At 41.4% G+C, this 26,821-nt stretch carries 34 protein-coding genes; all 34 read left to right on the top strand.

Annotation, left to right across the window (positions count from 1 at the left end):
- Positions 1-22 precede the first annotated feature (22 nt).
- A complete protein-coding gene (locus tag C5Z25_RS01680; RefSeq protein WP_105451069.1) occupies positions 23-283 on the top strand; it encodes a hypothetical protein in 261 nt (86 codons plus the stop codon).
- A gap of 169 nt (positions 284-452) precedes the next feature.
- Positions 453-725, top strand: a complete 273-nt coding sequence (locus C5Z25_RS01675) for a hypothetical protein (protein WP_105451068.1) — start codon at positions 453-455, stop codon at positions 723-725.
- The gene (locus C5Z25_RS01670) at positions 715-915 is read left to right on the top strand and encodes a hypothetical protein (protein ID WP_105451067.1); all 201 of its coding nucleotides are present in this window, start codon (positions 715-717) and stop codon (positions 913-915) included. Before C5Z25_RS01675 ends, C5Z25_RS01670 begins: the two co-directional genes overlap by 11 nt.
- A 9-nt stretch (positions 916-924) precedes the next feature.
- Positions 925-1,092, top strand: a complete 168-nt coding sequence (locus C5Z25_RS12495; protein ID WP_158682885.1) for a hypothetical protein — start codon at positions 925-927, stop codon at positions 1,090-1,092.
- A gap of 146 nt (positions 1,093-1,238) precedes the next feature.
- A complete protein-coding gene (locus C5Z25_RS01665; protein ID WP_105451066.1) occupies positions 1,239-2,102 on the top strand; it encodes a DUF1351 domain-containing protein in 864 nt (287 codons plus the stop codon).
- A gap of 2 nt (positions 2,103-2,104) precedes the next feature.
- Positions 2,105-2,857, top strand: a complete 753-nt coding sequence (locus C5Z25_RS01660) for an ERF family protein (protein WP_158682883.1) — start codon at positions 2,105-2,107, stop codon at positions 2,855-2,857.
- Entirely contained in the window at positions 2,858-3,211 is a 354-nt protein-coding gene (locus tag C5Z25_RS01655) for a single-stranded DNA-binding protein (protein WP_105451065.1), read from the top strand.
- 12 nt (positions 3,212-3,223) lie between these two features.
- Positions 3,224-3,916, top strand: coding sequence for a putative HNHc nuclease (locus tag C5Z25_RS01650; protein WP_105451064.1), 693 nt, complete (start codon positions 3,224-3,226; stop codon positions 3,914-3,916).
- A 41-nt stretch (positions 3,917-3,957) separates the two neighbouring features.
- Entirely contained in the window at positions 3,958-4,788 is an 831-nt protein-coding gene (locus tag C5Z25_RS01645) for a phage replisome organizer N-terminal domain-containing protein (RefSeq protein WP_105451063.1), read from the top strand.
- Entirely contained in the window at positions 4,775-5,560 is a 786-nt protein-coding gene (locus tag C5Z25_RS01640) for an ATP-binding protein (RefSeq protein ID WP_105451062.1), read from the top strand. Before C5Z25_RS01645 ends, C5Z25_RS01640 begins: the two co-directional genes overlap by 14 nt.
- 123 nt (positions 5,561-5,683) lie before the next feature.
- On the top strand, positions 5,684-6,067 hold the full coding sequence (locus tag C5Z25_RS01635; protein ID WP_105451061.1) for a hypothetical protein: 384 nt from the start codon (positions 5,684-5,686) through the stop codon (positions 6,065-6,067).
- Between the two features lie 65 nt (positions 6,068-6,132).
- Positions 6,133-6,567: a DUF1642 domain-containing protein gene (locus C5Z25_RS01630; protein ID WP_105451060.1), complete on the top strand. Its 435-nt coding sequence runs from the start codon at positions 6,133-6,135 to the stop codon at positions 6,565-6,567.
- Positions 6,564-6,992 carry a DUF722 domain-containing protein gene (locus tag C5Z25_RS01625; RefSeq protein WP_105451059.1) on the top strand — a complete coding sequence of 143 codons (429 nt, stop codon included), beginning with the start codon at positions 6,564-6,566 and terminating at the stop codon, positions 6,990-6,992. Before C5Z25_RS01630 ends, C5Z25_RS01625 begins: the two co-directional genes overlap by 4 nt.
- 339 nt (positions 6,993-7,331) lie before the next feature.
- Positions 7,332-8,366, top strand: a complete 1,035-nt coding sequence (locus tag C5Z25_RS01620) for a DUF6731 family protein (RefSeq protein WP_105451058.1) — start codon at positions 7,332-7,334, stop codon at positions 8,364-8,366.
- Between the two features lie 28 nt (positions 8,367-8,394).
- Positions 8,395-8,940 (top strand): hypothetical protein, encoded by a 546-nt coding sequence (locus C5Z25_RS01615; RefSeq protein ID WP_105451057.1) that lies wholly within the window; start codon positions 8,395-8,397, stop codon positions 8,938-8,940.
- Positions 8,941-9,092: 152 nt separating this feature from the next.
- A complete protein-coding gene (locus C5Z25_RS01610; protein WP_105451056.1) occupies positions 9,093-9,566 on the top strand; it encodes a hypothetical protein in 474 nt (157 codons plus the stop codon).
- Between the two features lie 47 nt (positions 9,567-9,613).
- Entirely contained in the window at positions 9,614-10,420 is an 807-nt protein-coding gene (locus C5Z25_RS01605) for a terminase small subunit (protein ID WP_105451055.1), read from the top strand.
- Positions 10,420-11,694 (top strand): PBSX family phage terminase large subunit, encoded by a 1,275-nt coding sequence (locus tag C5Z25_RS01600; RefSeq protein ID WP_105451054.1) that lies wholly within the window; start codon positions 10,420-10,422, stop codon positions 11,692-11,694. Before C5Z25_RS01605 ends, C5Z25_RS01600 begins: the two co-directional genes overlap by 1 nt.
- Before the next feature lie 11 nt (positions 11,695-11,705).
- Complete coding sequence (locus C5Z25_RS01595; protein ID WP_105451052.1) at positions 11,706-13,223, top strand: phage portal protein; 1,518 nt, start codon at positions 11,706-11,708, stop codon at positions 13,221-13,223.
- The gene (locus tag C5Z25_RS01590; protein ID WP_105451050.1) at positions 13,135-13,428 is read left to right on the top strand and encodes a ribosomal-processing cysteine protease Prp; all 294 of its coding nucleotides are present in this window, start codon (positions 13,135-13,137) and stop codon (positions 13,426-13,428) included. The genes C5Z25_RS01595 and C5Z25_RS01590 overlap by 89 nt, the downstream gene beginning before the upstream one ends.
- Before the next feature lie 144 nt (positions 13,429-13,572).
- The gene (locus tag C5Z25_RS01585) at positions 13,573-15,288 is read left to right on the top strand and encodes a minor capsid protein (RefSeq protein WP_105451049.1); all 1,716 of its coding nucleotides are present in this window, start codon (positions 13,573-13,575) and stop codon (positions 15,286-15,288) included.
- Positions 15,275-15,448, top strand: coding sequence for a hypothetical protein (locus C5Z25_RS12560; RefSeq protein ID WP_199774924.1), 174 nt, complete (start codon positions 15,275-15,277; stop codon positions 15,446-15,448). Before C5Z25_RS01585 ends, C5Z25_RS12560 begins: the two co-directional genes overlap by 14 nt.
- Before the next feature lie 202 nt (positions 15,449-15,650).
- Positions 15,651-16,322 carry a capsid assembly scaffolding protein Gp46 family protein gene (locus C5Z25_RS01580; RefSeq protein ID WP_105451046.1) on the top strand — a complete coding sequence of 224 codons (672 nt, stop codon included), beginning with the start codon at positions 15,651-15,653 and terminating at the stop codon, positions 16,320-16,322.
- A gap of 14 nt (positions 16,323-16,336) precedes the next feature.
- Positions 16,337-16,687 carry a hypothetical protein gene (locus C5Z25_RS01575; protein ID WP_105451043.1) on the top strand — a complete coding sequence of 117 codons (351 nt, stop codon included), beginning with the start codon at positions 16,337-16,339 and terminating at the stop codon, positions 16,685-16,687.
- Between the two features lie 16 nt (positions 16,688-16,703).
- Positions 16,704-17,714: a major capsid protein gene (locus tag C5Z25_RS01570; protein ID WP_105451041.1), complete on the top strand. Its 1,011-nt coding sequence runs from the start codon at positions 16,704-16,706 to the stop codon at positions 17,712-17,714.
- An 11-nt stretch (positions 17,715-17,725) separates the two neighbouring features.
- Positions 17,726-17,899 carry a conjugal transfer protein gene (locus C5Z25_RS01565; protein ID WP_105451038.1) on the top strand — a complete coding sequence of 58 codons (174 nt, stop codon included), beginning with the start codon at positions 17,726-17,728 and terminating at the stop codon, positions 17,897-17,899.
- Between the two features lie 11 nt (positions 17,900-17,910).
- Positions 17,911-18,243 (top strand): phage head-tail connector protein, encoded by a 333-nt coding sequence (locus C5Z25_RS01560; RefSeq protein ID WP_105451037.1) that lies wholly within the window; start codon positions 17,911-17,913, stop codon positions 18,241-18,243.
- Entirely contained in the window at positions 18,243-18,602 is a 360-nt protein-coding gene (locus C5Z25_RS01555) for a hypothetical protein (protein ID WP_105451035.1), read from the top strand. Before C5Z25_RS01560 ends, C5Z25_RS01555 begins: the two co-directional genes overlap by 1 nt.
- The gene (locus tag C5Z25_RS01550; RefSeq protein WP_105451033.1) at positions 18,595-19,143 is read left to right on the top strand and encodes an HK97-gp10 family putative phage morphogenesis protein; all 549 of its coding nucleotides are present in this window, start codon (positions 18,595-18,597) and stop codon (positions 19,141-19,143) included. Before C5Z25_RS01555 ends, C5Z25_RS01550 begins: the two co-directional genes overlap by 8 nt.
- Before the next feature lie 2 nt (positions 19,144-19,145).
- A complete protein-coding gene (locus C5Z25_RS01545; RefSeq protein ID WP_105451031.1) occupies positions 19,146-19,511 on the top strand; it encodes a hypothetical protein in 366 nt (121 codons plus the stop codon).
- A gap of 14 nt (positions 19,512-19,525) precedes the next feature.
- Positions 19,526-19,999 carry a phage tail tube protein gene (locus C5Z25_RS01540; RefSeq protein ID WP_105451029.1) on the top strand — a complete coding sequence of 158 codons (474 nt, stop codon included), beginning with the start codon at positions 19,526-19,528 and terminating at the stop codon, positions 19,997-19,999.
- Between the two features lie 88 nt (positions 20,000-20,087).
- Positions 20,088-20,489 carry a DUF6096 family protein gene (locus tag C5Z25_RS01535; RefSeq protein WP_105451027.1) on the top strand — a complete coding sequence of 134 codons (402 nt, stop codon included), beginning with the start codon at positions 20,088-20,090 and terminating at the stop codon, positions 20,487-20,489.
- Between the two features lie 17 nt (positions 20,490-20,506).
- Positions 20,507-20,863 (top strand): hypothetical protein, encoded by a 357-nt coding sequence (locus C5Z25_RS01530; RefSeq protein ID WP_234002766.1) that lies wholly within the window; start codon positions 20,507-20,509, stop codon positions 20,861-20,863.
- A 15-nt stretch (positions 20,864-20,878) separates the two neighbouring features.
- Positions 20,879-26,818, top strand: coding sequence for a phage tail protein (locus C5Z25_RS01525; RefSeq protein WP_234002765.1), 5,940 nt, complete (start codon positions 20,879-20,881; stop codon positions 26,816-26,818).
- Positions 26,819-26,821: the final 3 nt, after the last annotated feature.

The following is a 26,821-nucleotide window of genomic DNA, read 5'->3' as shown; positions in this document are numbered from 1 at the left end:
TACACCGAAAGGAATGATAAAAATGGATAGTTTGGCAGCAAGCTTAGCGGGATTGTTTCAACGGGCTTATGAGCAAGGTGTTGCAGATGGGCGTAGAGAACAGGCTGTTGACCATAAGATGATTGGTCGTAAAGCGTTTGATGCTGAATTTGGAATTAAAGTTGATTCGTTTGATAAGTATTATCGGGATGCTAATGGATTCCCAAAACCGGAGAAAGACGGTAAATGGTATGCACCGGCAGTCGAAAAATGGTTAATGGATCATCAACAGTTGCACATTTAAAACCTAGGCGGGTAGATGATGATTCAAAAATATTTAAGTGGAGGTGCAAAATGGAAATGTTTTTTGGAATTGTTGTACTAAGTTTGTTATTCCGGTCATTTCAAGTTGGCTGCCGACAAATGATTAAGGAAGTAATTAATTTATTTGGAATTTAAGGAGGAGTTTCAGTATGTACAACGAAGATGAAGTTGAAGCGGCTTTAAGCTATCGCAAGCATAAGGCTGTGTGGGACAAAATTATGGCTGATGAAGCCGATTTGTTAACTACAATTAAATTTATGGCTTATAAGTCAGAATTCACTAAGCCAGCGAATAAGACATATCGTCATTCATTTTTAGAGGCATTGAACAAAAGTGGTATCAATTACCGGGCCGCAGATTTAGCGGATGATGGCCAATGGCATTTTCTGTTACCAGAATTGGGTGAATATCATGGTTATTAAAGTCAATGACCGTGTCAGTTATCCAGATGTTATCACTTTAGGTCAAGTCATTATTGAAGGTGGGACTGGTCGAGTGATTGAAGTTAAGCCAGATTCGTATGGTAAGACTTCGCGGAAAGTTGCAGTCATCAAAGGTCGCCATGGACGACAGTTTGAAATGTTTGTATCAGCATTGAAAGTAGTCGGTTAGGAGGATTAGATGAAAAAAGTAAGCAGAATGCTGTTTGAAATTTGGCCGGAACAACAAAATACCCACCACCGGGTGCAACCAGTCGTGGGTACCAAATTAGAAACACAGCATATCATTTTTCGAGTTAATAATACGCCTAAAAAGACGTTTTGGCAACGTGTTAGGGGATGGTTGTAATGGAAGATTTTTATAACTTGCACATCGACATCATAAAAACGTTGATTGGAAGTATCTGGATTGGTGACACGGTATCACTGCGTAAGTTGTACCGTCAATTAGACTTTGACAACGAACAACTAAACAAACTACGGGGGCTTGTTTAAATGGACAATTCATTAATTAACTTACCAGACTACACGGTTGACTATAAGCCGGTACCAATCATTATCAATAATTTGGATGGTTTGCAAGCTGCTATTGCTCAGTATGTAGCTCGATATTCTGACCTGGTAATTACTGAGGGCAATGTTAAAGATACTAAGCAAGTACGAGCGAAACTGAATTCTTTGAAGCGAGCACTTGATGAACGTCGTAAGGAAATTAAGCGTGGCTATAATCAACCACTAAAAGAATTTGAAGTAGTAGTCAAAACGCTTGAAAACCAGATTGATACGGTCATTGCGCCGATTGATATGGGACTAAGTGAACTTGAAGTTCAGCGTCGTCAGCAACGTGAAGATGAGCTGCTGGTGCTACTTGATGAAATGGCGCCGAACTATGGGATTGAAGTCAACGAAATTGAAATCGATCCGCGCTGGTTGAATAAGTCAATCAGCCATAAGCAAGTCATTACTGAAATTGCTGCTAGCATGACTACAATAAAAAATGCTAAGGATAAATTAGAAACTGATACTCAAATGATTAATCGCTATGCGACTGTCCAGCATGTTGATCCGTTACCATGGGTTGATCAGCTAGATCAGGGTCAGGATGTTCAGCACTTGCTAGTTGCAATTGACAAACAAGTTAAATCTACCAAGGAACGGCAGCGTCAACAAGACTTGCAAGCACAGGTGGATGCGGAACATCAGGTTCAAACAAAGAGCGGGAAAATTGTAGATACCAATACGGGCGAAGTGGTGTCATTAACACGTATTTTAAAAATTACGGCTACTAGAGATAAGATGTGGGACTTATCCACCTATATGAAACAGCATGATATTAAATTTGAAACAGTGGAGGGATAAATGTGGCTGATGTAACGAATAAAATGGCACCGTCGGTATTACCACCTGAAAAACAAATTGAATTACAAGCTGCGTTCAACGATGGGTTAACTAAGTTCAGGGAACAGGTTAAAGCACCAGCCAAAAATGGACATGTTGGTTATGCCGTTAAAGGTGGAAGTAAGTCGTACGATTATGTATTACTAGATGATCTGATTAAATCAATTGATAACGGCCTAAAAGAGACCGGGTTGGCCTGGTATCAAGAGGCTGAGGCTGATGTTAATGCCATCAGAGTGCGAACAGTTATCACGCATAAGGATGGACTGATGTACCGATCACCTTGGATGAAGTTTGCAACTAGTGGGCAACCACAGAATGCTGGTAGTGCCATTACGTATGCGAAAAGATATTCACTTGGAACGTCATTTGGGGTTAGTTCAGAGGCAGATGATGACGGAAGTGCAACTAAAGCAGACAGCATACAGAGTGGTAATCGGCAGCATAAATCAAACGCTCAACGTAGTCAGAATCAGCGTCAGCGTAATAATGTGAAGCCACGTGAAAATATTGACGCTAATAGTGGCCCGTTACATCAGGCTATGCACCAAATTGAGCTAATTAGTAAAATCAATGGTCAAGACCAGGCAGCTATTTATCGTGAACTGATGGGCCAGACTGGCTACATGGATACGGAATTGAACGATACCAAGAATGCAGTAATATTTTTCAATGCCGCAAAAGAATTGCGACATAGTTTGGAGGGTGAGAATTAAATGAATGCAGTTAATTTATACGGTCGAATTGCTAATGATTTGGAATTGCAATACACAAAATCTAATAAAGCTGTACTTAGACTTTCGATTGCAGTTCGTGGTTATAGCAAAGATCAGACCGATTTTATTCGCTGCCAAGTGTGGGATAAGCGGGCGGAAACACTTGCTAATTATTTCCACAAAGGTAGTCGAATTGTGATTAATGGGCGGCTAGCCAGTGGCAAATATGAAAAAGATGGTCAAACTCACTATACACAAGATGTAGTCGTTGATGGGTTCGATTTTGTAGATAGCAAACAGGAGTCACATCAAGGCAATTCGATTGAAGTAACAGATCAAGAATTACCCTTTTGAGAGGTGAATTAGGTGCAACGGTCTCGGTCGAAGTATTTTGAACACAACGGCAGATATTACTTGCTCGTAGAATTGGATAAGCGCCCTAATTTAGAACATGCTGAGACGGTTAGTGGCATACGAGACCAATTCTATATGGATTGGGAAATAGCCGATACACGCAAAGCCAGACCCCAACAACGGCGACTGTTCTTTGCTTTACTAAATGACATCGTTGATGAATTTATCGTGCCACCAGATTTTCTTAAAGCGATGTTTTACCTGCAGTATCAGATTTATACCGATGGTAAGCAAATTAGCCTATCAGACGCCACAAAATCGAGTGTAAGTGATGTTAATGAGCTACTCGACCTAGTTATCGACTTCATGTTTGAATGGCGTGTGCCGTTTAAAAAGGGTTATGAGTTATTGCCTCGTGATCAAGACTATTACTTGTTTGAATGTTGTCGACATCGGGTTTGCATGATCTGCGGTAATCGTGCTGATATCCATCATGTTGATGTTGTTGGCTCAGGTGTGAATCGGACGCATATTGACCATACCAAGCGTCACGTAATGGCATTGTGTCGCAAGCATCATAGTGAGATTGAACAGATTGGGACAATGGCATTCAGTGCCAAGTATCATGTTCCAGTGGACGGCATAAAATTGGACAGAGAAACCTTAAAACGAATTGGCTTGAAAGGCAAATATAGCAGTGACTAACACACCGGATGGGTGGAAGGCCCGTAGTGAGGAGGAGCCTAATGGCTGAGAAAACTTATTATTGGATTAAACTCCAAATGGATTTTTTTAAAACACCTGTAGTCAAGTTGTTAAGAAAGATGTCAGGTGGTGCGACCTATACAGTTATTTATTTGAAGATGATTCTGTTGTCATTAGATGATGGTGGCTATATCTATTTCACGGGTATTGGAAAATCGTTTAGTGAGGAAATCGCGTTAACTTTGGATGAAGAACCTGTTGATGTGGAGTTTCTACTAACATTTCTGCGTAGCAAGCGACTAGTTGAATTTTCTGCTGAGCAGGACGACATGGCCTTTAAATTTGCCGATGATGTTGTTGCAGGATTAATTGGTAAAGAGACCGGTTCAGCCAAGCGTGTCAGGGCTTATCGTAAGCGTGCCAAACAATTAGCGTTACAAAGTAACAACGATGTAACGATGTGTAACACAGAGAAAGAGTTAGAACTAGAACTAGATTTAGATTCAGAATTAGAGCTAGATAAAGATAAAAGAGAAGTACGTAGTCCGGCTAAAGCCGAACCATTTGACTGGAAGTCAGTAATTAACTATCTCAATGACAAAGCTGGTAAGCATTTTAGACATACAGCGTCCAATAAAAAAATTATCATGGCTAGGCATAAGGATGGCAATTTTGCTGTCGATGACATGAAACAGGTAATTGATAATCAATGCAGCGCTTGGCTCAATAAGACCATTAATAATCAAGATATGACTCAGTATTTACGACCAGAAACCTTGTTTAGGGCTTCTAAATTTGAAGGTTATCTCAATAACAACCCCCAAAATGGTGAGCCAAAATCACGAGAGGACTGGTTTGGTGAAACGAGCTAAAGAATTATTCGATCTAGATAAAGTCCAAGCAATTGCAGTGGCTAAAGGTATCGATATGAGTAAATTACCGACCAAGGAACAGTTAGACGAGGCAACATTAAGACAAGCCAAGCAAGTGGTCAAATCTAATTATCAACGTTATTACCGTGCCATGTCTGTATGGTCAGGGAACGTGCACCTACAGTTTAAATTCAAAGATTGGGACGTGCAAAAGCAGTCAAATATCGAAGTAGCCAGAAAACTAGGTAATCAAGCATTTGTATTAACCAAACAATTGAAATCGGCCAAATTCAATGTGTTACTATCTGGTGTTTATGGCGTTGGCAAGACGTCACTTGCATTAGCAATCGCCGACCAACTACGACAATCTGGTCAAACTGTCATGTTTGTTTCAACAGCTGAACTGCTGCGTCTTGTTAATGACAAGTATGAGGCACCAGATGTACGAGTGAAGTTAATCGAGATTACCCAAGCGATGAAGTCAGTTGATGTGTTGATTCTTGACGACTTTGGTACCGAGGGTGGTAAGGCGACTGAAAATGGCTATTATCGACCGGTTCATCGTGACTTGCAGGCGATGATGTACCAAGTTGCCAATGCGCGTTGCGACTTTGAACGTAACGAAGTAAAACATTCGACTATCGTGACGACAAACAATACACGTGGTCAACTAGAAAATATGTATGATACAAAGATTGTTGATCGGCTATTGAGCAAAGTTAAAGAACACCAATTGCTGTTTGATGAGATGAAAGGGGTACGAAGTGTATGACGTGCGAATTATGTCATGACACAAAGATTGCGCATATCGAGATTATGCCGGGGGTAGTAATCATTCAACCTTGCTCAAATTGTGCAAATACAGCTCATAATTTATAAGTGGAGGCAATTAGCAATGGCACGAATTGATCACAAACTATTGCTGGCTAAGATTCAAGATGCTGAAGGTAAGTATGATTCGGTTACCGAAGCGCCATCGGATGTGCTGGCTAAAATTCAGAAGTTGGCTCATGCGGGCCCAGAGGACAATCAAATTGAGCTAACACGTTATGAGGTTGAGATTATGAAGCGGAGATTTAACGGTGAGATAAGTGAGGCCGTTACTGCTCAACTTTTAGGCCATTCTAATTCTTGGTTACGTAGAAGAATGGCTAAGGTCGTAGATAGAAATTATCTAGTTATGGAGGACGGGTTAGATGACGAAGCAACGGAAACACACAAAGAAGTCAGCACTCAGAAAAAAAGCTCGGCGGATGCGACAACACGCACGCGAACATAGCGCAGAATCACGAGAACGGGCACGGATTAAGCATGACTATGCGCCATATAAGGTGGCGAAACAAAATGTTTAAAAAGTATTATAAAACATCAGCCATCAAAGCCGAGCAATTTGACGGTAGCAAGAGAATGATAGATAAATATGGCATATGTCGTTATGCTCAATACGGCTATACAGGGCCTGAACACTGGGAAATTAGAACAAATAACGGTTGGGTAGGCGTATATGCTGGTGACTGGATTGCTACCGACGACAACGGTAAATGTTGGCCAATCACTGATGATGTCTTCAAGCAGAGATATGCCGAGCTACCTATGATTCCTAAGTACGTGGCTGAATTTATTAAAGGGGAAAAGGAAGGCAAGCACCCGCTGGTAGGAGCTATTGTAGCGGCCGAGTATGAGAAGTCCGGGTATTGGATTGCCTACCACTCGAATCAATTTGCACGTGCATGGCTAGACGGATACCAAGTGGGGACAGACAGAGGTGAATTAAATTGAAGCGATCAACTATTCGAAAAGTAGAAGATATCTTGCGAGACTATCCCAAAATTAATAAATATATCGAAGAGCGTGAGCAAGAGTTGCGCTATCCAACTGGGATTAGCGATGAGAATGTAGGCGGTGGTCGAGCGCAGTACAAGTACAGCAATCAGACTTTGAGTACATTAATCACTATTGACGAGGACCGACGCCTCAATGCGCTTAGACGGCAACGTGAAGTGATTGATGACTGTTTAGATGGTGTGGGTGAGGATACAGAAGTTATTGTTAGCGAGTTATATTTTCGCAAACGGCAACGGTATACGATTGACGGATTGATCGTTAATCATTTGTTGCATTGTAGCCGTGCAACCGCATTCAGATTAAAGACACAGTTTATTACGGAATGTGCTGAGGGTTTTGGACTATATGATATAAGTTGAGACTATTTTGAGGCTAGTTCTACTTGTAATAGTGATAAATTGGTAGTATGCCAAGTGTCTTAATTGATACGCAATTGCATTAATACTCCTCCAAAGTATTATTACAGATGTACGGTGTTGCTGTGGCTCTGGACTAATTGGTAAGCCTAGTAGGATATGGGTTCGAGGTCCGTCAGCAATCTATGAACGAAAAAAGAACTCATCAATTGACTGCGAACGTGCGTTCTGGTACGATGTAAGCGTTCCAAATATTATTAGTTAAAGGTGATAGTTTATTGAACTATTGCCTTTTTTATAGTTTACTGAATATAACTAATAATATTGTGGGGATGTAATGAAATGGTAAATGAACCTAAAACAAATTTAAAAAATGTCAAGTTTGATTATTTTCAAGTGCAGGTTTCTGCGACAAAGTCTGCAAAGGCAAAAAAGGCAGAAGTAAAAATGTTTGACTTAACTCGTTGGATGGATATGATAAGACCAAAATATGAAAAAGAACCAGCTAGTGTGACGCTAAACTTCTTTGGAGAACAGATACGATGTGATCATTCCGGGATGGTGGGAGTAAGCACTAGGTTACCGTTAGCGAGATTGCATTTTACAAAGTTACGTGAAAAGAATTCTCCAGCGGTCGGTAGTATTCATGATGTCAAGCTTGATCCAGTTAATTTAAAGCCAGATGAATATATTGCGGAAGATGTTACAGCATTGTTCGATCCTGCAGACAGTGTTCTGATGCTTCAAAAAAATATATATAGTTTGTCTCGAGGAGTGTTAGAAGCATATGTGAGTGAGCTGTGGAATGCTGGAAAGAAAAAGGAAGATTTAGAGTATGTACATCTTGTACCAGTCTTTCAAAAAAATAATTTCAGTAAAGGAAAACGCGCTAGTAAGTTTGAGTCAGTTGCGTTTAAAACGGCAAATAAGGTCTCTAAGGCTTCATTTTCAAATCCCTTTAAGGGACAGGTCGGAGCAATTTTTGATACTATGAAACCGCTAGATGGGGTAGATATTGAAGTGAAAATAACCGCATCTAGAAAACCAGATACTTTTCTTAAACGGTCTGGTGTGGTAGAGATGATTGATGAAATCCAAAAGAGTAGGGACTTATTTAAGAAGGCAGAGGTTTCTTTTAGGAACGGAGAGAAAGTTAATACAAATTCTGTTGAGGCAACTGGTGGTGACAATGCCGGACTCGCTTATATAGATTTAATGCATGGGAAGGTTCAGAGCACACTCCCATTTAATATTCCAAAGAAACAACCGTTAGATCAGGACGCTGTTTGGACTTCTATGTTGGCTGAATACAGAGAAGATGGTGGCAACATGGTGAACGTCGTAAAAGACTGTTTGACTATAGTACCGACAAATTAACATATTGACGGGATGGGAGTGATTGTAGATGGATGAAAGGTCTCACAAACTAGGTACCTTGCTGAATTTAATCTATCCATTACTATTCTCAGCTTTTTTCATAAGCATAAAGTTCTTGTTGGATTTGAACTATACTATTCATGGATTTGACAAGATACTTGAATCAACAATAACGTTTTCATCCATAATCATTGGATTTTATACAGCAATGTATGGCGTATTAATCACTTTGAAAGATTCAGATATAATGCGCGCATTTAGAAAAAATCAATTAACTGGGATTCTAAAATTTCAGTTATATGATTCGTTAACTGTATCATTTTGTGTGTTAATCACAAGTGTGGTAATGCAGAGTCTAATTTACTATCCTGGTGTTCTTGCTGGAAGTGTTACAAACATCTGGACTTTGCTTGTTGGATACTTTGTTGCCACATCTTTTCGTGCCATTACTTTGTTATTGAACATTATGTTCAACTCAGATGATGAGAGTCGTAAAAAACAACAACATTGTGAAAGTGATAAAAGCACTAAAGATCGCTATCAGCGCTTGAATGATGAAAAAGATGATAATTAGATTGTATTAATGAGTTCTGTCTGGGTTTTAAACTGAAAGTTATTGCTTATATAGTAAGTATGTAAATGCGTTTTAATATAAATATCATTCAAACTGGCTCTCGCTTATTGGCGGGAGTTTTTGTATAGTTGTATTAGTTTGGGGGAGATAGGTTGTTTTCAAAGAGAAAAGCCACAAATTGTTTTATGTTAGCTCTTATTTTGACAGATTTAAATTTGATGATGCTCAAAGATTTTGATGAGGGAATTCAGACATCCAAATATGCCTTAAACGTGATGATACTGATAGTTGCACTGGGCATTATTTTAAGCGTCAATCATGATAAGTGGTCAAAAGTTAAAGACGCCGCTGGATTTATCTTCTTAGTTTGTACAGTGGTGATACCGGTTACTAATTTAATGTACTCGACTACCGCCGATGACATTGAAAGAATCGGATTAATGGCATTCATGTATTTTGGTTACTGTGGATTTGTAGTGACATTACCGCTGGTATTTGAAAAATATATTTGGCAAAAATTTCTCAAGCAAAGTAAGGATGATAAATGGAAGTTGCTGCCCATTGTTATTGCGTTTATAAGTGCGGTATTGTCTACAATCGGATTAGTAATTAGTATGCTTAATTGATAAATTGTACGTTTATTGGATTTTAGTTGGAGGTGTGGTGATATGTAATGACAGAAAAGTATGAACAGGCCGAGCAGAATTACATGTCTGGTATGAAGTACAAGGACATCGCTACCAAGTATGATGTTAGCTTGAATACAGTTAAGTCGTGGAAAGGCCGCTATGGCTGGCAACGTGTTAGCCGCAAAAAGGATGTACCTGTTAAGTCAAAAGGTGTGCACACAAAAGCTAAAAGTAGTGCACCCAAGGTTGCACCTAAAATAATCGATGAACTAGAGGCAAACAGTGAGCTTACAGATAAGCAAAAACTGTTTTGCCTCTTTTATTTACAACGATTTAATGCAACGTGGGCGTATATGAAAGTTTATGACACTAACTACGATAGTGCACTTCGAGCCGGTCCAAGAATGTTGGGAAATGTTGGAGTAAAGCGACAGCTTGCTGTGCTAAAAAAACAGCAGCAAGCTGAGTTGCTTGTAACAAGCGAAAACATCACCCATGAATACGCTAAACAAGCGTTTGCCAGTCTTGGTGATGTATTGGACTACGAGGTGCATGAGGAATATGTCGAAGATGCTAAAGGGATTGCATATGAAGACGTAGACGGTGAACCGATTAAAAAACACGTTGCTGATATTTACTTAAAGCCAAGTGATCAGATTGATTGGTCACTAATACAAGATATTCATCGAGGTAAAGATGGATTGGTCGTTAAGCTTTACGATAAACAGAAAGCTATGAAAGAGTTGATTGACCGGCTGCCTGATGAAGTTCATGAGGCTTCTAGTGACACATTGATTGAGGCTTTAAAGGCTGGGCTTGAGTTGAACAATGACAAAGGAGGCACTGACTAATGATTAAGGCACATCAGTTTGAGTTTGCCCCTTTATCTACCAAACAGTTCGAAGTCCTTAGTTGGTGGCTAAATCCGGATTCAATGGACGATGAAGCAATTATTTGTGACGGCTCCGTGCGTGCCGGCAAGACACTGATTATGTCGCTGTCTTATGTGATGTGGTCAATGAGCCGGTTTCATGGTCGAAACTTCGGCATGGCTGGCAAAACTATCGGTTCACTACGGCGCAACGTTGTGAGTACCCTGATTCAGATGTTAGAGGGTCGTGGCTATCACGTCACGGACCATCGAACTGAGAATCGTTTAACCGTAGTGTATGGAGTGGCTAGCAATGATTATTATTTATTTGGTGGTAAAGATGAATCTAGCCAAGACCTTGTTCAAGGTTTTACAGCGGCGGGATTCTTTTTTGATGAAGTAGCTTTGATGCCACAATCATTTGTTAACCAAGCGTTAGCTCGTTGCAATATTTCCGGTTCAAAGTACTGGTTTAACTGTAATCCGGCAGGCCCCTACCATTGGTTTAAGACAGATTGGATAGACGACTTAGACAATAAAAAAGCACTGCACATTCACTTTACGATGGCTGATAATCCGATTAACGGTAGAGAAGTGCTTGAACGTTATGAGCGAATGTATTCAGGTGTCTTCTATCAGCGTTACATCTTAGGGCTATGGGTCCTTAGCGACGGGATTGTCTATGACAACTTTGACCAGCAAATGATGATTCAAGAGCCAGACGAGGCTCCAACTAAGTACTACGTGTCCTGTGACTATGGCACTAAGAACCCAACAGCATTCCTACTGTGGGGGCTTATTAACAAGACGTGGTATTGCCTAAAAGAATATTACTACGATGGTCGGCATAGTAGTCGCCAGAAGACGGATGATGAGTATGCCAAGGACTTAGACAAGTTCTTAGGAGATATTAAAGCACCAATCATTGTGGACCCATCAGCGGCATCCTTTATCACAAAACTTAGGCAACGTGGCTATCGGGTCATTAAGGCTGATAACGATGTTCTTGATGGTATTCGAGCAACTCAATCGGCGATGAATCTCGGCAAAATTATGTTTGCACCGGGATTATCAAACCTTTTTAAAGAGTTTGCTAGCTATGTCTGGGATGACAAAGCTGCACAGCGTGGCGAAGACAAAGTCGTCAAGCAGCACGATCATGCGATGGATGCGATGAGATACTTTGTCTTTATGGTTATCTATAAGAACCGGACTGGTAGGATTACCAAGAAGCCATCTTGGTTGAGAGGATAGGTGATATAAATATGAATTTTAAATCGAGTGAGAAGCGCGGCTCAAACATTGCGATTGATAGTGATTTGGTCGGAGATATCGCTGATCCAAGCTTTGACGTCATTAACTATGCGATTGACCAGCAACGACGACGAGTTAAGCGATATGACAATCTTGAGCATTATTATGAGGGTAAGCAGGATATTTTTTACCGAACTCTTAATTCTAGTGGCCTTGACCAAGCTAATGAAAAAATTATGACCAATCATGCTAAGTATATTACTGACATGATTACAGGATTTACGACAGGTAACCCGATTAGTATCTCAGCAGCGCAAGGTAAAGACATCACTGCAATTAGCGACGTTCAAGACCAAATGGATGTGGATGCCCACAATACAGAGCTCGAAAAGGATTTAAGCGTATTCGGTTGTGCCTATGAGTTGTTATATTTAAAACAGACCACTGATGAGACAACTGAACTAGCGATTGAGAAGATTGACCCCCGCGGCTGTGTTTTAGTCACTGATGATACTTTGGATAAGAACCCGTTGTTCGGAATTTATTACGTTGAGAAAAAGGATCTGCGTGGCAGTTCAAACGGCTATTTGATTACTATCTATACTGCAACGAAGGTTATTCAGTATCGAACCAAGACAGGCTATCATCTATCAGCGACTAACGTTACTAGTATGAATATTAAGCCGCATTACTTTAAGGGCATCCCACTGATTGGCTATAGGAATAATGAGGAAAAACAGGGTGATTTTGAACAAACGATTAGCTTAATCGATGCATATAATGAACTGCAAAGTGACCGGCTCACGGACAAACGTAACTTTGTTGATGCCTTATTAGTGCTATACGGATTCAGCCTTGGTGATGACAGTCATTTAAAGGATGGTGTCTTAGAGGCTCCCGGTAAAGGTGAAGATGGAGTTAGTGTTGAGTGGCTGACTAAGAGCTTTGATGAAACCGAACTACAGGTCTTAGTTAAGTCTATCAAGGACGATATCCATCAAACTTCCTACGTCCCGAACATGAATGATGAAAACTTTGCTGGCAATATTAGTGGTGAGGCTATGAAATATAAGCTATTCGGTTTACTACAACTGCTAGCGACTAAGCAACGTTATTTAACGCGTGGGATTCGTCGCCGGTTGCAACTGATTCAGAACTTCCTAGCTTTGAAAAACCCAGTAGATAAATCAAGGGCTGACGCTGCTGGCGCAACGATTCAAATTGTCCCGAATATCCCGGTTAACATGGCTGATATTATTGGCAACATCAAAAATGCAGATGGCATTATCCCACAACAAATTGCATTAGGTTGGTTGCCTGGTACAAATAACCCAGCAGAACTGATAAAAATGTTAGATCAGGAAAAAGATAAATCAATGAAATTACAGCAGGCAGCTTTAGGTGGTGACCCACAAACTGACAGTCAAGAGGTGACTAGTGATGATCAAGGCAAAGTTTCAGTACAAACAAAACCAGATAGTGAGCTACCAGATAACGGGACACGCAATGCACGCCTTAAAGGGCTATGATATTGTTTGTGCGGCCGTTTCAGTAATGAGCACTGTAATTACTAACGAGTTAACCGAAGCTACTGTCAGCGATGATGGTGGCCTTTTTGTTGGCCTGATTGTCCCTAGCCAGAAGAATGCTGTGTTATGTAATGCATTATTACATGGACTACAGCAGGTCAGCGACCAACATCCTGAAAATTTGCAGGTGATTATTAATGTTTAAAGTGAAGCTAAATAAGGCTATGAAAACACTTGGTGTCTTTGCAATCGTGATATTAAAGCTGCTGGGGTTGGCTAACCTCGGATGGGTACCGGTCGTATTCATTTTATTTTGCTTGTATATATTCCTTTAACGGGGGTGTAATGCATGGTGAAAGAGCGCAAGCTTAATTATTGGCAACTCCGAGCAATTTACAACGAGCAGCATGCACATGATGCGGCTAACGATGTCATTCCGACAATTACACGGGCATATATCCGTGCTCAGAACTATCTGACTGGTGAGGTCAACCAGATTTACCGACGTTACTTTACTGATGGCGATTATACGGAGGCTGAGGCCGAACAGATATTAAACACAGTAGTTAGCCCAACTGAATTAGTCACGTTACGTGCGTTGGCTGATAATGTGAGTGACAAGGAGTCCAAAAAGCAAGTTAACAAATATCTGTCTTCAATGGCTGCCAAAGGACGTATCACACGACTAGAAGAACTGAAGGCTAAGAGTTACATTGCCGCTAAACAAGCTGCTAGTATCGAACTGGATAAGTCCACGGACCTTTATACCAAAGTTATTCAGGATGCGTTTGACCAAGTCAATGCGGATGGCTTGCTTAATAACTTTCATAAAGATGTTGAGGTGTCTAAGCAGCCTAATGGGTCCCGTAAGCCGGAGAAGCATATTATTGCGGATTCCAAAACAGGCAAAGAGATTACTACAGTCGATGTGCAACCTGATCCGGCAATTAATGGATTTAAAGAGCTATCCGGTAAGTATGTAAGGGCTGCACTTGATACACCGTGGTACGGCCGCAACTTTTCACAGCGAATCTGGCGCAATACTGACAAGTTAGCTGAACGAGTAAGTGAGTTGTTTACAGCTCAACAGATGAGCGGTATGCGTCAACGTGACATGGCTAAAGCACTAGCAGATGAATTTGGTGCTAGTATAGCTCAAGCCAAAACATTGATTCGTACTGAAGCTAACTACTTTCACAACAAGACTAATTTGGATAGTTGGAAGCAACGCGGCGTTAAGCAGTATAAGTTGATAGCCGTTTTAGATATGCGAACTTCTAGATTTTGTCGCGATATCGATGGTGAAATATTAGACGTTAGCCGGGCGGTGATGGGAGTAACTTTCCCGCCATTTCACCCTAACTGCCGGACCATTGCTGTTATTTACTTGCCAAACAGTCGGTATAAGTTAAAGCGAACTGCTAACGATCCAATTGATGGTAAGCTAATTAAATTAAAGCCTGATGCTACATACACTGACTGGGAAAAAGCTTTAGTGATGAAGCATGGTGATCATGGGGTTAGTGTGTTTAAGCAAAGAGCTGCTAATTATCGTTCGGATAAAGATTTGTATGGTAAGATGTCCGAGTTTATTAGTGATGAACACATGCCAGCCTTCGATAATTTCCAAGAGATGAAGTATAATGATGATAGAGATTGGCGTAACTTACATGTTGATTACTTACGTCAGCATCGTCTTAAAAATAATCCCAAGTTATCATTACCTAATCAGGATAATTTGAATTTACCTAATGCTAAGTTTGAAAAGTACTTGTTTAATCTGGAAAATAAACGCGGATATGAAAAGGGTAAGTTGATTACTAAGGAACTAGGCTTTGATAAAACAAACTACTCTAGTTTGCAGAACCTTATTACGGACAATGTAGGAAAATACCCAGCAGTAGACAAGGGCTATAACGGGCATGGTGAGTTATATCAACAGGACATGATTATTTATAATAAGCATAATCGTCCGATCAACTTGCGAGTAACTTGGATTAATGAACACGGTGAAACAAGAATGACTACGGCACTTATTAAGGAGGTCAAACATGAAAATTCATGAGTTTGATAATGTTACGTTAATGGATGGACGTGAGGCGGCCATTGTAGAAGTGTTTGATAGTTCGCACTTTTTGGCAGACGTCGGGACTAATCCGAGTGACTGGGATACTATTTCAATCCAATTGAAAGATATAAAAGAAATCACATATCATGCAGAGTAAGCTCTTGATCAATCAACGTAGATCAGGGGCTTTTAATTTGACCTGAGTAAGTCTCTAAACTACTCAAACTAAATAGCATGCGTGGGTCTGATAAGGATGCCACGATCAATTTAGCACAATTTGTGGGGCCTTCGGGCAATGCATGGGGTGCTTTTTTTGTGGGCTGATTTATCAGGAATGCGTGGGCAGGAGGAACTTAATTATGAAGAAGCTACTGAAAATAAAGATGAATTTACAAATGTTTGCCGAAGGTGGCGATGGAGCCGGTGGTGATGGCGACAACGCTGCTGATGCTGCGGCCGATAATGACAATGCTGGTCAAAATGATAGCAAGGGCGGCAACGATGAGGATGGTAAACCAGCCGCACCATTTAAATCGTTTGCCAACGAGAAAGAATGGCAGTCAAGTGTTGACAAGCTAATCCAGACAGCCATTAAGACACATGACGAAAAGCAAGCCAGCGCAGCTGAACAGAAAAAGGACTATGACAAAATGTCAGACCTTGAAAAAGCGCAGTATGATCGTGATAATTTGCAGACTAAGCTAGCCGAAGCAGAACGTCACGGCAAGATTATTGAAAACCGGGCTAAGATGACTGAACAGCTTGGAGCTGATGGCTTGCCTACTGGTCTTATTGCTATGTTTGGTGAAAGCACGCTTGCTGCTGATGATGGGCTTGGAGAAGCCTATAAAGCTATCAAAGAGGTATTTAAGGATAACTTGCAAAAGGCAATTGACAAGCGAATCACGGCCTCGGCGACAACCCCGCCTACTGGCACTAGTGATGCTAAAAAGTCAGAAGGAGCCACAGTAGCTGAACAATTGAATGGTTCACAACAAGGTAGTTCGTCCAGTTTATGGACGACAAAATAAGGAGGAATTAGATTATGGCCTATGTAAGCAAAACAGACGAAGTTTCAGAAATTAATTTTCTTGCGTCAGAAAAGTTTGTGTCATTCCCACGACAAGTGGACGATACAAGCTATGCGGTAAAGACTGATTCGCGAGGGCACAAGATTATCCCAGCAGGAGCAATTTATCCAACCAATGATGCTAAAGCCGAGGGGGTAACGATTGATGAAGTGGATGTTACCTATGGTGCTCAACCAGTTGGCGTTATTGTAGAAGGCTATTTACACGATAGTAAGCTACCGGCTGAACCAGAAGCTACTGCGGTAGCTGCGTTGACTAAGATTACTTTTGTTGATACTCCAGCTACTGCTGGCGTTGAAGCTTAATTAAAAGGAGGAACTCATGACAAAAATTGCAGATTTATTTTCACAACATGATTTAATTGATTTTTCGTTGGATCGTCAATATCCAGCAATGACCGGAGACGAATTATTTCCAGCTACTAAGGTGAATTCTTTGACGATTGATGTTTTAGATTGTCAAAATCGAGTACCAGTTATTGCATCTGTTTCAGCGTTTGATTCCGAAGCTGAAATTGGAAACCGCTCAGCGGCAAGTAAAGCAATTGAACTAGCTCTAATTAAGCGGAAGATGCAGATTAAAGAACAAGATTTATATGCCTTACTTAATCCACGGACACCAGCCGAAGCAGCCTATTTAAAGAACCACGTCTTCGATGACTTTGATGTGCTTAACCAAGGTATCTTTGCTCGTGTTGAGAAAATGGCAATGGACGTTTTATCAGATGGTAAGACTGTCTTAGCAGATGAAAATGGCAAGTTGAGTGTAACACTTGACTATGGTGTTCCAGAAGCTCACAAAGAGGCGTTGACTGGCAGCAAAACTTGGGATGGGTCAGAAGCCGATGTGCTAAATGACATTTACCGCTGGTGTGACACGCTAGATATCACGCCGACCAGAGCATTGACTAGTCGCAAGGTTTACCGTCAAATTACGACTAATGCTAAGCTACTACAAGCCGTATTTGGTACTTCAACCCGAGCTTTGGGTCAAGCTGACTTCGATGCTTTCATGCAAGCGCAAGGCCTACCAATCATTCGAACTTATGATCAGAAGTATAAGGATGCTGCAGGTAAATCAAGTCGTTACTTCCCAGAAGACCGGATTGTCCTAATGAATGACGATCCATTGGGGAACAAAGTTTATGGTCCAACCCCAGAAGAATTAGCACAATTTAATGGTTCGGCACAAATTAGTTCTGTTGGGAATGTCTACGATATGATTTATACGGAATCACACGACCCAATTGGTACTTGGGAAAAGGCATCAGCGGTAGCCTTACCAGCCTTTGCTGCAGTTGACGAAGTTTTCCAAGCAAAAGTTTTAGCATAGAGGTGATTTAAATGCGGGTACGAGTTAAAGATTTTCCGGTTCGCTATAAGAATAAGCGATATTTGAAGAACGAGGAGCTTAACATTGCGCAAGACGCATTTAACGATGGTCTTTTTATCTGCCTCGATACCAAAAAAGATGACCAACTGGTGGATGATGATCAGAGCGAAACGGATGAAGAATAGAGGGTGACAGTATGGCTAAACTAAGCCCACCTGATAAGGTGGGACAGCTAGCCAAGTTGTATACACGACTTGATATCACGGCTGACTCAGGTGAGGCATTAAAAGTTTCGGATATGTTTGATGATGCAATTCAGATGTGTTTGGATTACACGCAATCAAAACTTACCAACCCTATTTTGATTCAGGCTAAAAAGTTAGCGATAGTTATGTATAACGGGCAAGGGACTGAGGGTGAAGTGTCGCGTTCAGAGGGTGGCGTGTCGCAAACGTTTGAGACGGGCATTCCCAGTAATATTCGAGTAGCATTAGCACCTTATCGGGTAGCTAAGACGAGGCGCTTCTAATGAGACTTAAATCGGCTGACTTAAAGACAGTTTATTTACGGGCTCCTCAAAAGAGTGTTGATGATGAGGGCAATGTAATTACAGGCGGTTGGAGTGTCCCAGTCGAGTTAAAGATGAATGTTCAAAGTGCCGGCGGAGCAGTTAATGCTCAAATCTGGGGTAAAGACCTTAAGTATATCAAGTCTTGTAAGTACCAAGGAAATTCGATTACTGAGGGTAAACAAGAAAATTGGGGTCTTTGTCTAAATGTAGATAAGGGTGATAATCCAGACTATCTAATTAATTCGATTCAGACTTTTAGCACTCACAAAAACATCATGCTTGAAAAGCGTAATAAGGGAAGTGTCGCTAATGGCTGACGTTGAATGGAAAGGCTATGACAGCCTAAAGGCCAAGCTAACTAAGCTACCTAAGGTCGCACATGATGCTATTTGGGATGGCAATTTTGATATTGTTGAGAAGGTCCAAGGATATGCCGTTCAAGAACTGCAATCAAGTGTAAAGCATGGCAATGGCGAGCTGGCCGGAAGCCTTAAGTATGAAGTTGTTGATCGTGATGGTAAGTGTGTCGGTCGGGTCTGGTCAGATGACCCCGTTGCTTTATACCGGGAACTTGGGACTGGCCGTGTTGGTGAGATGTCACCAAAGGATTTGCCAGACGGTATGGAACCAACTTATCGGCAAACGCCTTGGTTTATTCCAGCCGATGCCGTTGACATTGATCTTAATGAGATTTATGGCATGCCCAAAATTAAAATTAACGGTAAGGTGTTCTATCGGACAAACGGGCAACCGGCTCGGCAGTTTTTAACGCCTGCTATCAACAATGTTAAAGATGAGGCACCTAAGATTATGAAGGACAAGGTCAAGGCAGCCATTAAAAGTGAGTTGGGGGACTGATAATGACGATTTATAATGTGAAATCGCTAGTCTACAAAACGTTGACTTCAATCCCAGCTATCAAGCAAATCACGACATCTTATCCAAATAGCTTTGCGCAATATCCAAGCGCGGTCTACTACACTAGTCATAAGGCTTATTTTCGTGATGGCAATATGCACGAATTACAGACTGAATGGACGATTACGATTGATTTGTTCACTGATGAGGGCAAGTTAACCAACATTGCTGATGAGCTCATATCACGTTTTAGTGATATGGGCTTTTCTAATGAAGTTGGTGATAGTAACTTAGCTGGAATGGTCCGGTGTGTCATTAGACTTACTGGGATTATTGATAACGAAGAACAAAGAGTTTTTCAAAAATGAAAGGATGATTTAAATTGAAAAAAACGAAACTAGTATTTGATTTACAACGCTTTGCTGCTGATGCAAGTGCTGGATTAGCCGCTACTGGTACCAAATTGGAGATGTCTACGGATGGCACTAAGTTTGACGTATTGGGCGGTGTTAAGACCGTTCCTGATATGGGAGCTGACCCAGAAAATATTGATGTTACTGACTTGTCTGATGACAAAAAGAAGAGCATCCCTGGAATTGAAAATACAGCGACGTTAGCATTCACCTTTGTTTACAAGGGTTCAAACTTTGCAACTGTATTAGAACACAATGGGGACAACAAACAATATCACTGGAAGGTTACTTATCCTGATGGGATGACAGCTACATTTGTTGGTTCTTATACTGTCAAGATTGGGAACTTAGCAGTTAATGGTGCGTTGGAGTATACCGTGTCAATCATCTTATCTGATGGTCCCAACTTTACTGCAGCTGAGGCTGTTTCAGCTGGTGCTTAAGCGATAATCTGATTAAGTAATGATGTAAGAGACGAGTAAGCTTAACGGCGGATATGAGACGATCACTTAAAATAATGGAGGAATTATAATGACTGTAAAAAAAGCAACTGATAAATTTGAATTTGGTGGGCTACAGCTTGACTTAAAGCTAACAGGTAGCAGTGTTTTGAATATTGAAAAACGTTTGGGTAAGTCGATGATGTCACTGTTTATGAGTGCGGATGGCGGGATGAAGTTACCACCTTTGAATGAAATGTTAATTGTATTACAAGGGGCTAATCAAACTCATGGTATTACTGACGATAAAATCATCAAAGCTTTTGACAAATACTATGAAGCTGGCAACGTCCCAATGGATTTGTTCTCTGTCTTAACCGACTTATTCCAAGAATCTGGTTTTTTCGGCAAGACGGATTCGGCTTCGAAGACAACTACGGAATCGGAACCAACACTAGACAGCGAACCAGCGAACACGGACAGCAAGCTGTAGAAGACAGTTACAATACTGTGTCCGAATTGTTGACTGCCATTTATCCGATGGCCGTTCAATCTGGAATTGATTCAGATCACTATTGGGAGCTTAACTTTAACGAGTTAATGGTTCAAATTATTGCTAACAATCGCAATCACATGTTAGATATGCGGACACGAGCACTTATGGATCATAAGCAGTCAGAGATGATGGCCTTTGCACTTAACGATCCATCTAAGATGCCTAAGCTTGAAGAGGCTTATCCATTCTTAAAAGATAGTAGTCCTACTCCTAAGCCGGTCGAACAAGTTCAAGAATGGCAGCAAGACCAGCTTGAGTTTATAACACAGGCAAATAAAATCAAAGCAGCACGTCAAGCAAAAAATACATAGGAAGGAGGTAATGACTTGGAATTAGAAGAGCTTGAAGTCCTATTTAAAGCAAATACAGAACAAATGGAGGCACAGTTTGCCAGAGTCCAACCAATGTTTGATCGGTTTATGGGTAAGGTAGTTGATTCCACTAAAGCCGGCATGACCAAAACTGAGGAATCTATGGATGTTAGTAAGGGACTGACAAAGATTCAAGAGCAATTGTCAAAGTTAAATGAAACTGCGAGCGGTTCGTTTGAAAAAGTTCGTAGCACGGCTTCGACTGGCGCTAGCAAGATTGGTCAAGCTACCGGTAAAATGTTTTCTGGTAGTCGAATCAAAGTTAAACAAGATTTACAAGCGATGGTTTCTGATATCAACGCTAAGATGGACCAAGCAAGAGCGGCTCAAGCTCGTATGCGCGACTTAACTAATCGTAAAAACACTTTAAGCACGGCTCAAAAAAGTGGTACCGAGGGTGTTAAGTTCGATGGTCAAATCGCGTCGGCCCAAGCGCAACTGACACGCTATCAGAACCAAGCTAAAGCTTTAGCTCAATCCATGCGACGCGAGTTTGACGCTGTCCCAAGCTCCTTAAAAGAAATCGCCCAAGCCATGGACCAGAACGAAGTCAAAATTGAAACTTATCGGCGCCAATTAAAATCCTTAGAAACGTCTAATAAAGACGTTCAAGAATCTATGAGTACCATGGGTCGCAGTGACCGACTGACTAAGCAAAGCAGCGCTCTCGAAAAAAGTATCATGAGTACGCGTAGCAAGATGGATAAGCTTATCAGTTCCAACGATAAACTAAATAAATCTTATGCGTATGTTTCTGATCGTGGTACCGAACTTAAATCAGTTGTTGGTAAGTTAAATACAGAACTTGGCGAGTCTAGCGTTAAAGCGGGTCGCTCAAGTGGTGCATTCGGTCAATTGGGGAACTCCGCTCGTAACGCTATGAGTAGAATAGCTGGTTCTGGTAAAGGTCCGTCTGGAATGTTTAGCCGTATTGGCAACTCAATCAAGTCAGCTGCAAACCGTATGACTAGTTTTGGTAACAATGGCAGTCGTTCAATGGGTAAAGCGGCAGCTGGTACTAAAAAGGCCAGTGGTGCCATGGGTGGTCTAGCACAACAGCTTAAATATTTACCGTCGCAATTAATCGTGTTCGGGCTACTCTATCAAGGAATTATGAAGTTATCGCAAGGCTTTGCTTCGGCACTCCAAACTAACAAGCAATTTGCAACTAGTCTAAATCAAATCAAGGTTAATTTATTAACGGCGTTTTATCCGATTTATAGCTATATTTTGCCAGCAATTAATGCGTTGATGAAGTCATTATCTAAGGCAACGAGTTGGCTAGCTCAATTTAGCTCGGCTTTGACTGGTATGAGTTACTCCAAAGCACGTCAAGGGGCCCAAGGCCTGTATGAACAGACTAAAGCCATGAATGATACGTCAACAGCTTCTAGTAAGGCAGCAGCTTCAGTAAAAAAAGCCAATGCTGAAATTACTAAGCAAAATCAAGCGCAAGCCCGATCAACCCGGGAAGCCAATGCCCAAATTCGAAAGCAGAATCAGGCACAGGCACAATCAGTTCGCGAGGCCAATGCTCAAATAGCTAAGGCTAATCGGCAGGGAGCTGCGCAAGTTAAAGCGGCTAATGCTCAAATAGAAGCAGCGAATAAGCGTTCACAACAGGCCATGGAAGCCACTAAGAAGAAAAATCAGGAATTGATGCAGTCTTTGATGGGCTTCGATGAACTGAACGTTTTGGATAAGAGTAGCAGTGACGACGACTCGTCCTACGACAAGAAAGAGAAAGAAATCTTCACGCCACAGGATAAGCAAGCTTCACCAGATTCTACTCCGACACAAACTGCACCAGAATCAACGCCGTTACAATCTGCTGATGATTCTGGAACTGATAGTGGTGATGATGGTGGTGTTAATTTTGACACGCCATTAGGTGCAACATTTAACAGTGCTGCCGATGCTGCCAAACGGCTTAAAAAGATATTGGGCGAGCTTTTTGACCCCATGCAAGCCGCATGGAACTCAAAAGGTAAGGCAGTTACTGATGGCGCTAAATACGCATGGCGAGAAGTTGAACGAGCACTTGAAGATGTCGGCAAATCTTTTATGCACGTTTGGGACAATGGTACTGGTAAAAAGACGGTTGAAAACTTGTTGCAACTACTAGCTGACATGTTAAATATTATTGGTGATGTGGCTAAAGCGTTCTCTCAAGCATGGGAGGGCGGTGGTGGCCGAGGAACCCGGTTAATTCAAACAATCTTTAATTCGTTGAATAACGTCCTTAAACTGATTCACGATATTGCAACATCATTTCGAGATGCTTGGAATGGCGGTAATTTAGGTGAACGAATATTTGTTAATCTGATTAAACTGGTTACTAACGTAGTTGGCGCTATTGGTGATATTGCTAAAGCGTTCGACCGTGCATGGACGCATGGCAATGTGGGCACCAAACTAATTCAATCAATTCTTAACGCATTAAACAAAGTTATTTTTGTGTTAAATGACGTTGCAAAGGCGTTTAGGAATGCTTGGAATGATGGAACTGGCGAAAAAATAGCCACTAATATTTATAAGATATTCACTAATGTTTTCAACACAATTGGTGCCTTGGCTGGTCAATTTGATAAGGCTTGGAAGCACGGCGATGTGGGAAGCTCCATCTTTAAGACTCTTCTGGGTATGGTTAATGACATGCTAGATGCCTTAACTGATATAACCGGAGCAACCGTTACTTGGGCCTCTAAGCTAAACTTTACGCCACTATTGGAATCAATCGACGGATTACTAAAAGCTATCCGTCCGGTTGTTAAAGATGTGTGGGATGGCTTAGATTGGGGTTACAAGAATATCCTGTTACCTCTTTCTAAGTTTACAATTACAAAATTAATTCCTGCATTTCTAGATGCGCTTGCAGCAGCACTTAAAGTAGTGCATAGCGTCATTCAGGCGGCTAAGCCGTTTTTTAATTGGATTTGGGAATCTTTCCTAAAGCCGATAGCAAAATGGTCTGGTGGTGTAGTAGTCGGTGCTTTGAAAGCATTAGCTGGCGCCTTGAAGGGCATATCATCATGGGCCGATAAACATCAAACGATTGTTAAGTGGTTGATTGGCGCCATTGTTGCGATGATGACCATTAAGTATACTAGCAAAGCTTATGCTGGCTTAATTACTGATCTTGGCAAAGTGATTTCAAATGTTAATGATGCTAAAGGTGTCGGGTCAATTATTAAAGGCATGTTTGGTAAAATAACTGGACTTGATGATTTAAAGAAAGCCGTTAGTTATACTAAAAGTTTGAAGAATATCCCAGGGTTAGGTAAAGTCGCTTCTAATTTAGCCGATGGCTGGAAAGCTCTTAAAGGTTGGTCGGTTTGGTCTAAGCTAGCTGCCGCAGGTCAAGCAATCTTTAATGCGGTCATGGATGCCAATCCTATAGTATTAGTTGTAACTGCAATCGTGGCTTTGGTGGCCGGCTTTGTACTTTTGTACAAGCATAATAAAAAATTCAGAGAATTTTGTAATGACGTTTGGAAGAGCATTACAAAATGGTTTGGCGACTCGATTAAATGGATTCAAAAAAACTGGGGAGCCGTGATCGAATTTATTATAAATCCAATCTCTGGCGTTGCCACTTGGTTCTTGACTGATACCAAAACAGGCAAAAACATCCTCAAATGGGCATCTAAGTTACCCGGTAAGGCAGCCGATTGGGCCAAAGGCGTTGGCACTAAGGTTGAGGGGCATATTTCGGACGCACAGAAGACCTTCAAATCAGCAGGTCAAAAGATTGGTAACTGGACTTCTGGCTTTATCACTGGAACAAAAAAGAAGATTGGTACTTGGGCATCTGGCGTCGGAACTAGTGTTAATAAGAAGATTGACGATGGCAAGAAGTTGGCTCAAAAGGCTGGTAAAAAGGTTGGTGACTGGACGGCCGAATTTACTGATGGTGCTCATGGAACAATCGTAGGTATTAAGAAATGGGCGGCTGGTGTTGGTAGTAATATCAATAAAAAGGTCGATGACGGCAAAAGTAAAGCTAAGTCTGCGGGCTCCAAGCTTGGGTCATGGACAGCAGAGTTTACAGACAGCGCTCGTGGAACGATTACTAAGATTCATTCTTGGGCATCGGGAATTGGATCCAATATCAACAAAAAAGTTGATGATGGAAAGAGCAAGGCCAAAGACGCTGGTAGTAAGTTAGGTGGCTGGGTCAATAACTTTAGAAGCGGAGCAAGTAGTAAGCTTTCAAGCTGGTCAAAAGGCTTAGGTTCTGTAACCAATTCCGGTATTAACGGTGCTAAGAGTCTTGCTAAAAACGCTGGTTCTAAGTTAGGAAATTGGGTATCTAGTTTTAAATCTGGTACTGGTAAATCCTTATCCAAATGGGCCGGTGGCTTGGGCGGTAAAATTGGTGGTGGCTTATCATCAGGATACAACGCTGTTAAAAATGGCGCTGCATCGATTGGTAACGCCATTGTTGGTACGATTGGCAAGGCAGTCAATGGAGTTATTGATGGGATTAAATGGATTCTGAATCACGTTGGTGCTTCTGGTAGAGCAAAATCAATGCATCATTGGTCTGTGCCACACTGGTCAACTGGTGGTCGCCATCCTGGCGGACCTGCTGTTGTTAATGATCAAAAGGGTCACAAATATCGTGAAGCGTTTAAATTGCCCAATGGTAAAACTGGTGTATTCCCGGCTGTTCGTGACATGATGGTCAATTTGCCAAAAGGAACTCAAATTTTAAATGCTAGCGAGACAGAGCGTAAAGCTTCGACGATGATTCCACGCTATGCTGGTGGGATTGGTGACTTTGATCTGTCTGATTTGAAGAACATGAATTTAAATATTCCTAAGATGGACTTTAGCTTAGGGAATATTTTCGGCAGTATTGGGAGTAGTGTTAGCAATGTTGCTGACAGTGTGGCAGATAAGGCTAGCGAAATTTGGGATGATTTCAAACACCCCGAACGAATCTTGAAGACTGCTATGAAGAAATTTGTTAGTTTCTCTGGCTTGTCAGACTATCCACTAGACGTTGCTAAGAGCATGGTTGACTATAGTGTTGATAGCGCAAAAGGCTGGATTGGCAGCACGCTAAAGAAATTTAGTAGCGATGCTGGTGGTAGTATAAATAATCCAAGCGGTAGCTCAGTTAATCGTTGGCGTGGCTCCGTTCGTAAGGGCTTATCAGCTAATGGATTGAGTACTGGTAATGCGATGATTGCAAAGGTTTTACGCCAAATTAAAACTGAAAGTGGCGGTAATCCGTCGGCAAGGCAACCCGGAGCGGACCCGGATGGAGATGGTAGTGGACCAGCACTTGGTTTGATGCAAACGAAGCGGTCGACTTTTAATGCAAATGCTTTTAGCGGGCATAAACAGATCTTTAACGGTTATGACAATATTTTAGCCGGCTTGCATTATGCTAAGGGACGTTATGGTTCAGCGCTTGGTTTCCTTGGTCAAGGTCATGGCTATGCCAATGGTGGCTTGGGTAATCAAGCGGGACTATATCCACTATTTGAGAATAATAAGCCCGAGATGGTCCTGCCGTTAACTAACATCCCGCGTTCAATGGCATTAATTAAGCAAGCCCTTAGTTTCATGGGGCAGAACTTTAGCAACGGTTTACAAATGCCGGATGCTTTAACACAGCAGGTTGATTTAAGCAGCTTTGGTAGCAGTTCAACTACTAATACGCAGAATGTTAATAGCGGCGGTATCAATGAGCTCGGTTCCAATATTGTCAACGCTTTACTGCAGGGACTACAAATGGCGAACACTACCGGGATGCCATCGAGCTCACAGCCAATTAATGTGAACCTGACGTTACAAGTTGGTGATGAAAAATTCGGTAATGCCGCCATTAAAGGTATTAATGCAGTTAACCAAAAAAATGGTAAAAACATGTTGAAATTATAGGAG

Origin of the sequence: Lactobacillus sp. CBA3605, from assembly GCF_002970915.1 — a bacterium.
Taxonomy (GTDB): Bacteria; Bacillota; Bacilli; order Lactobacillales; family Lactobacillaceae; genus Lactiplantibacillus.
The sequence above is the reverse complement of the archived record's forward strand: the minus strand, read 5'-3'. Positions and strand labels throughout refer to the sequence as shown.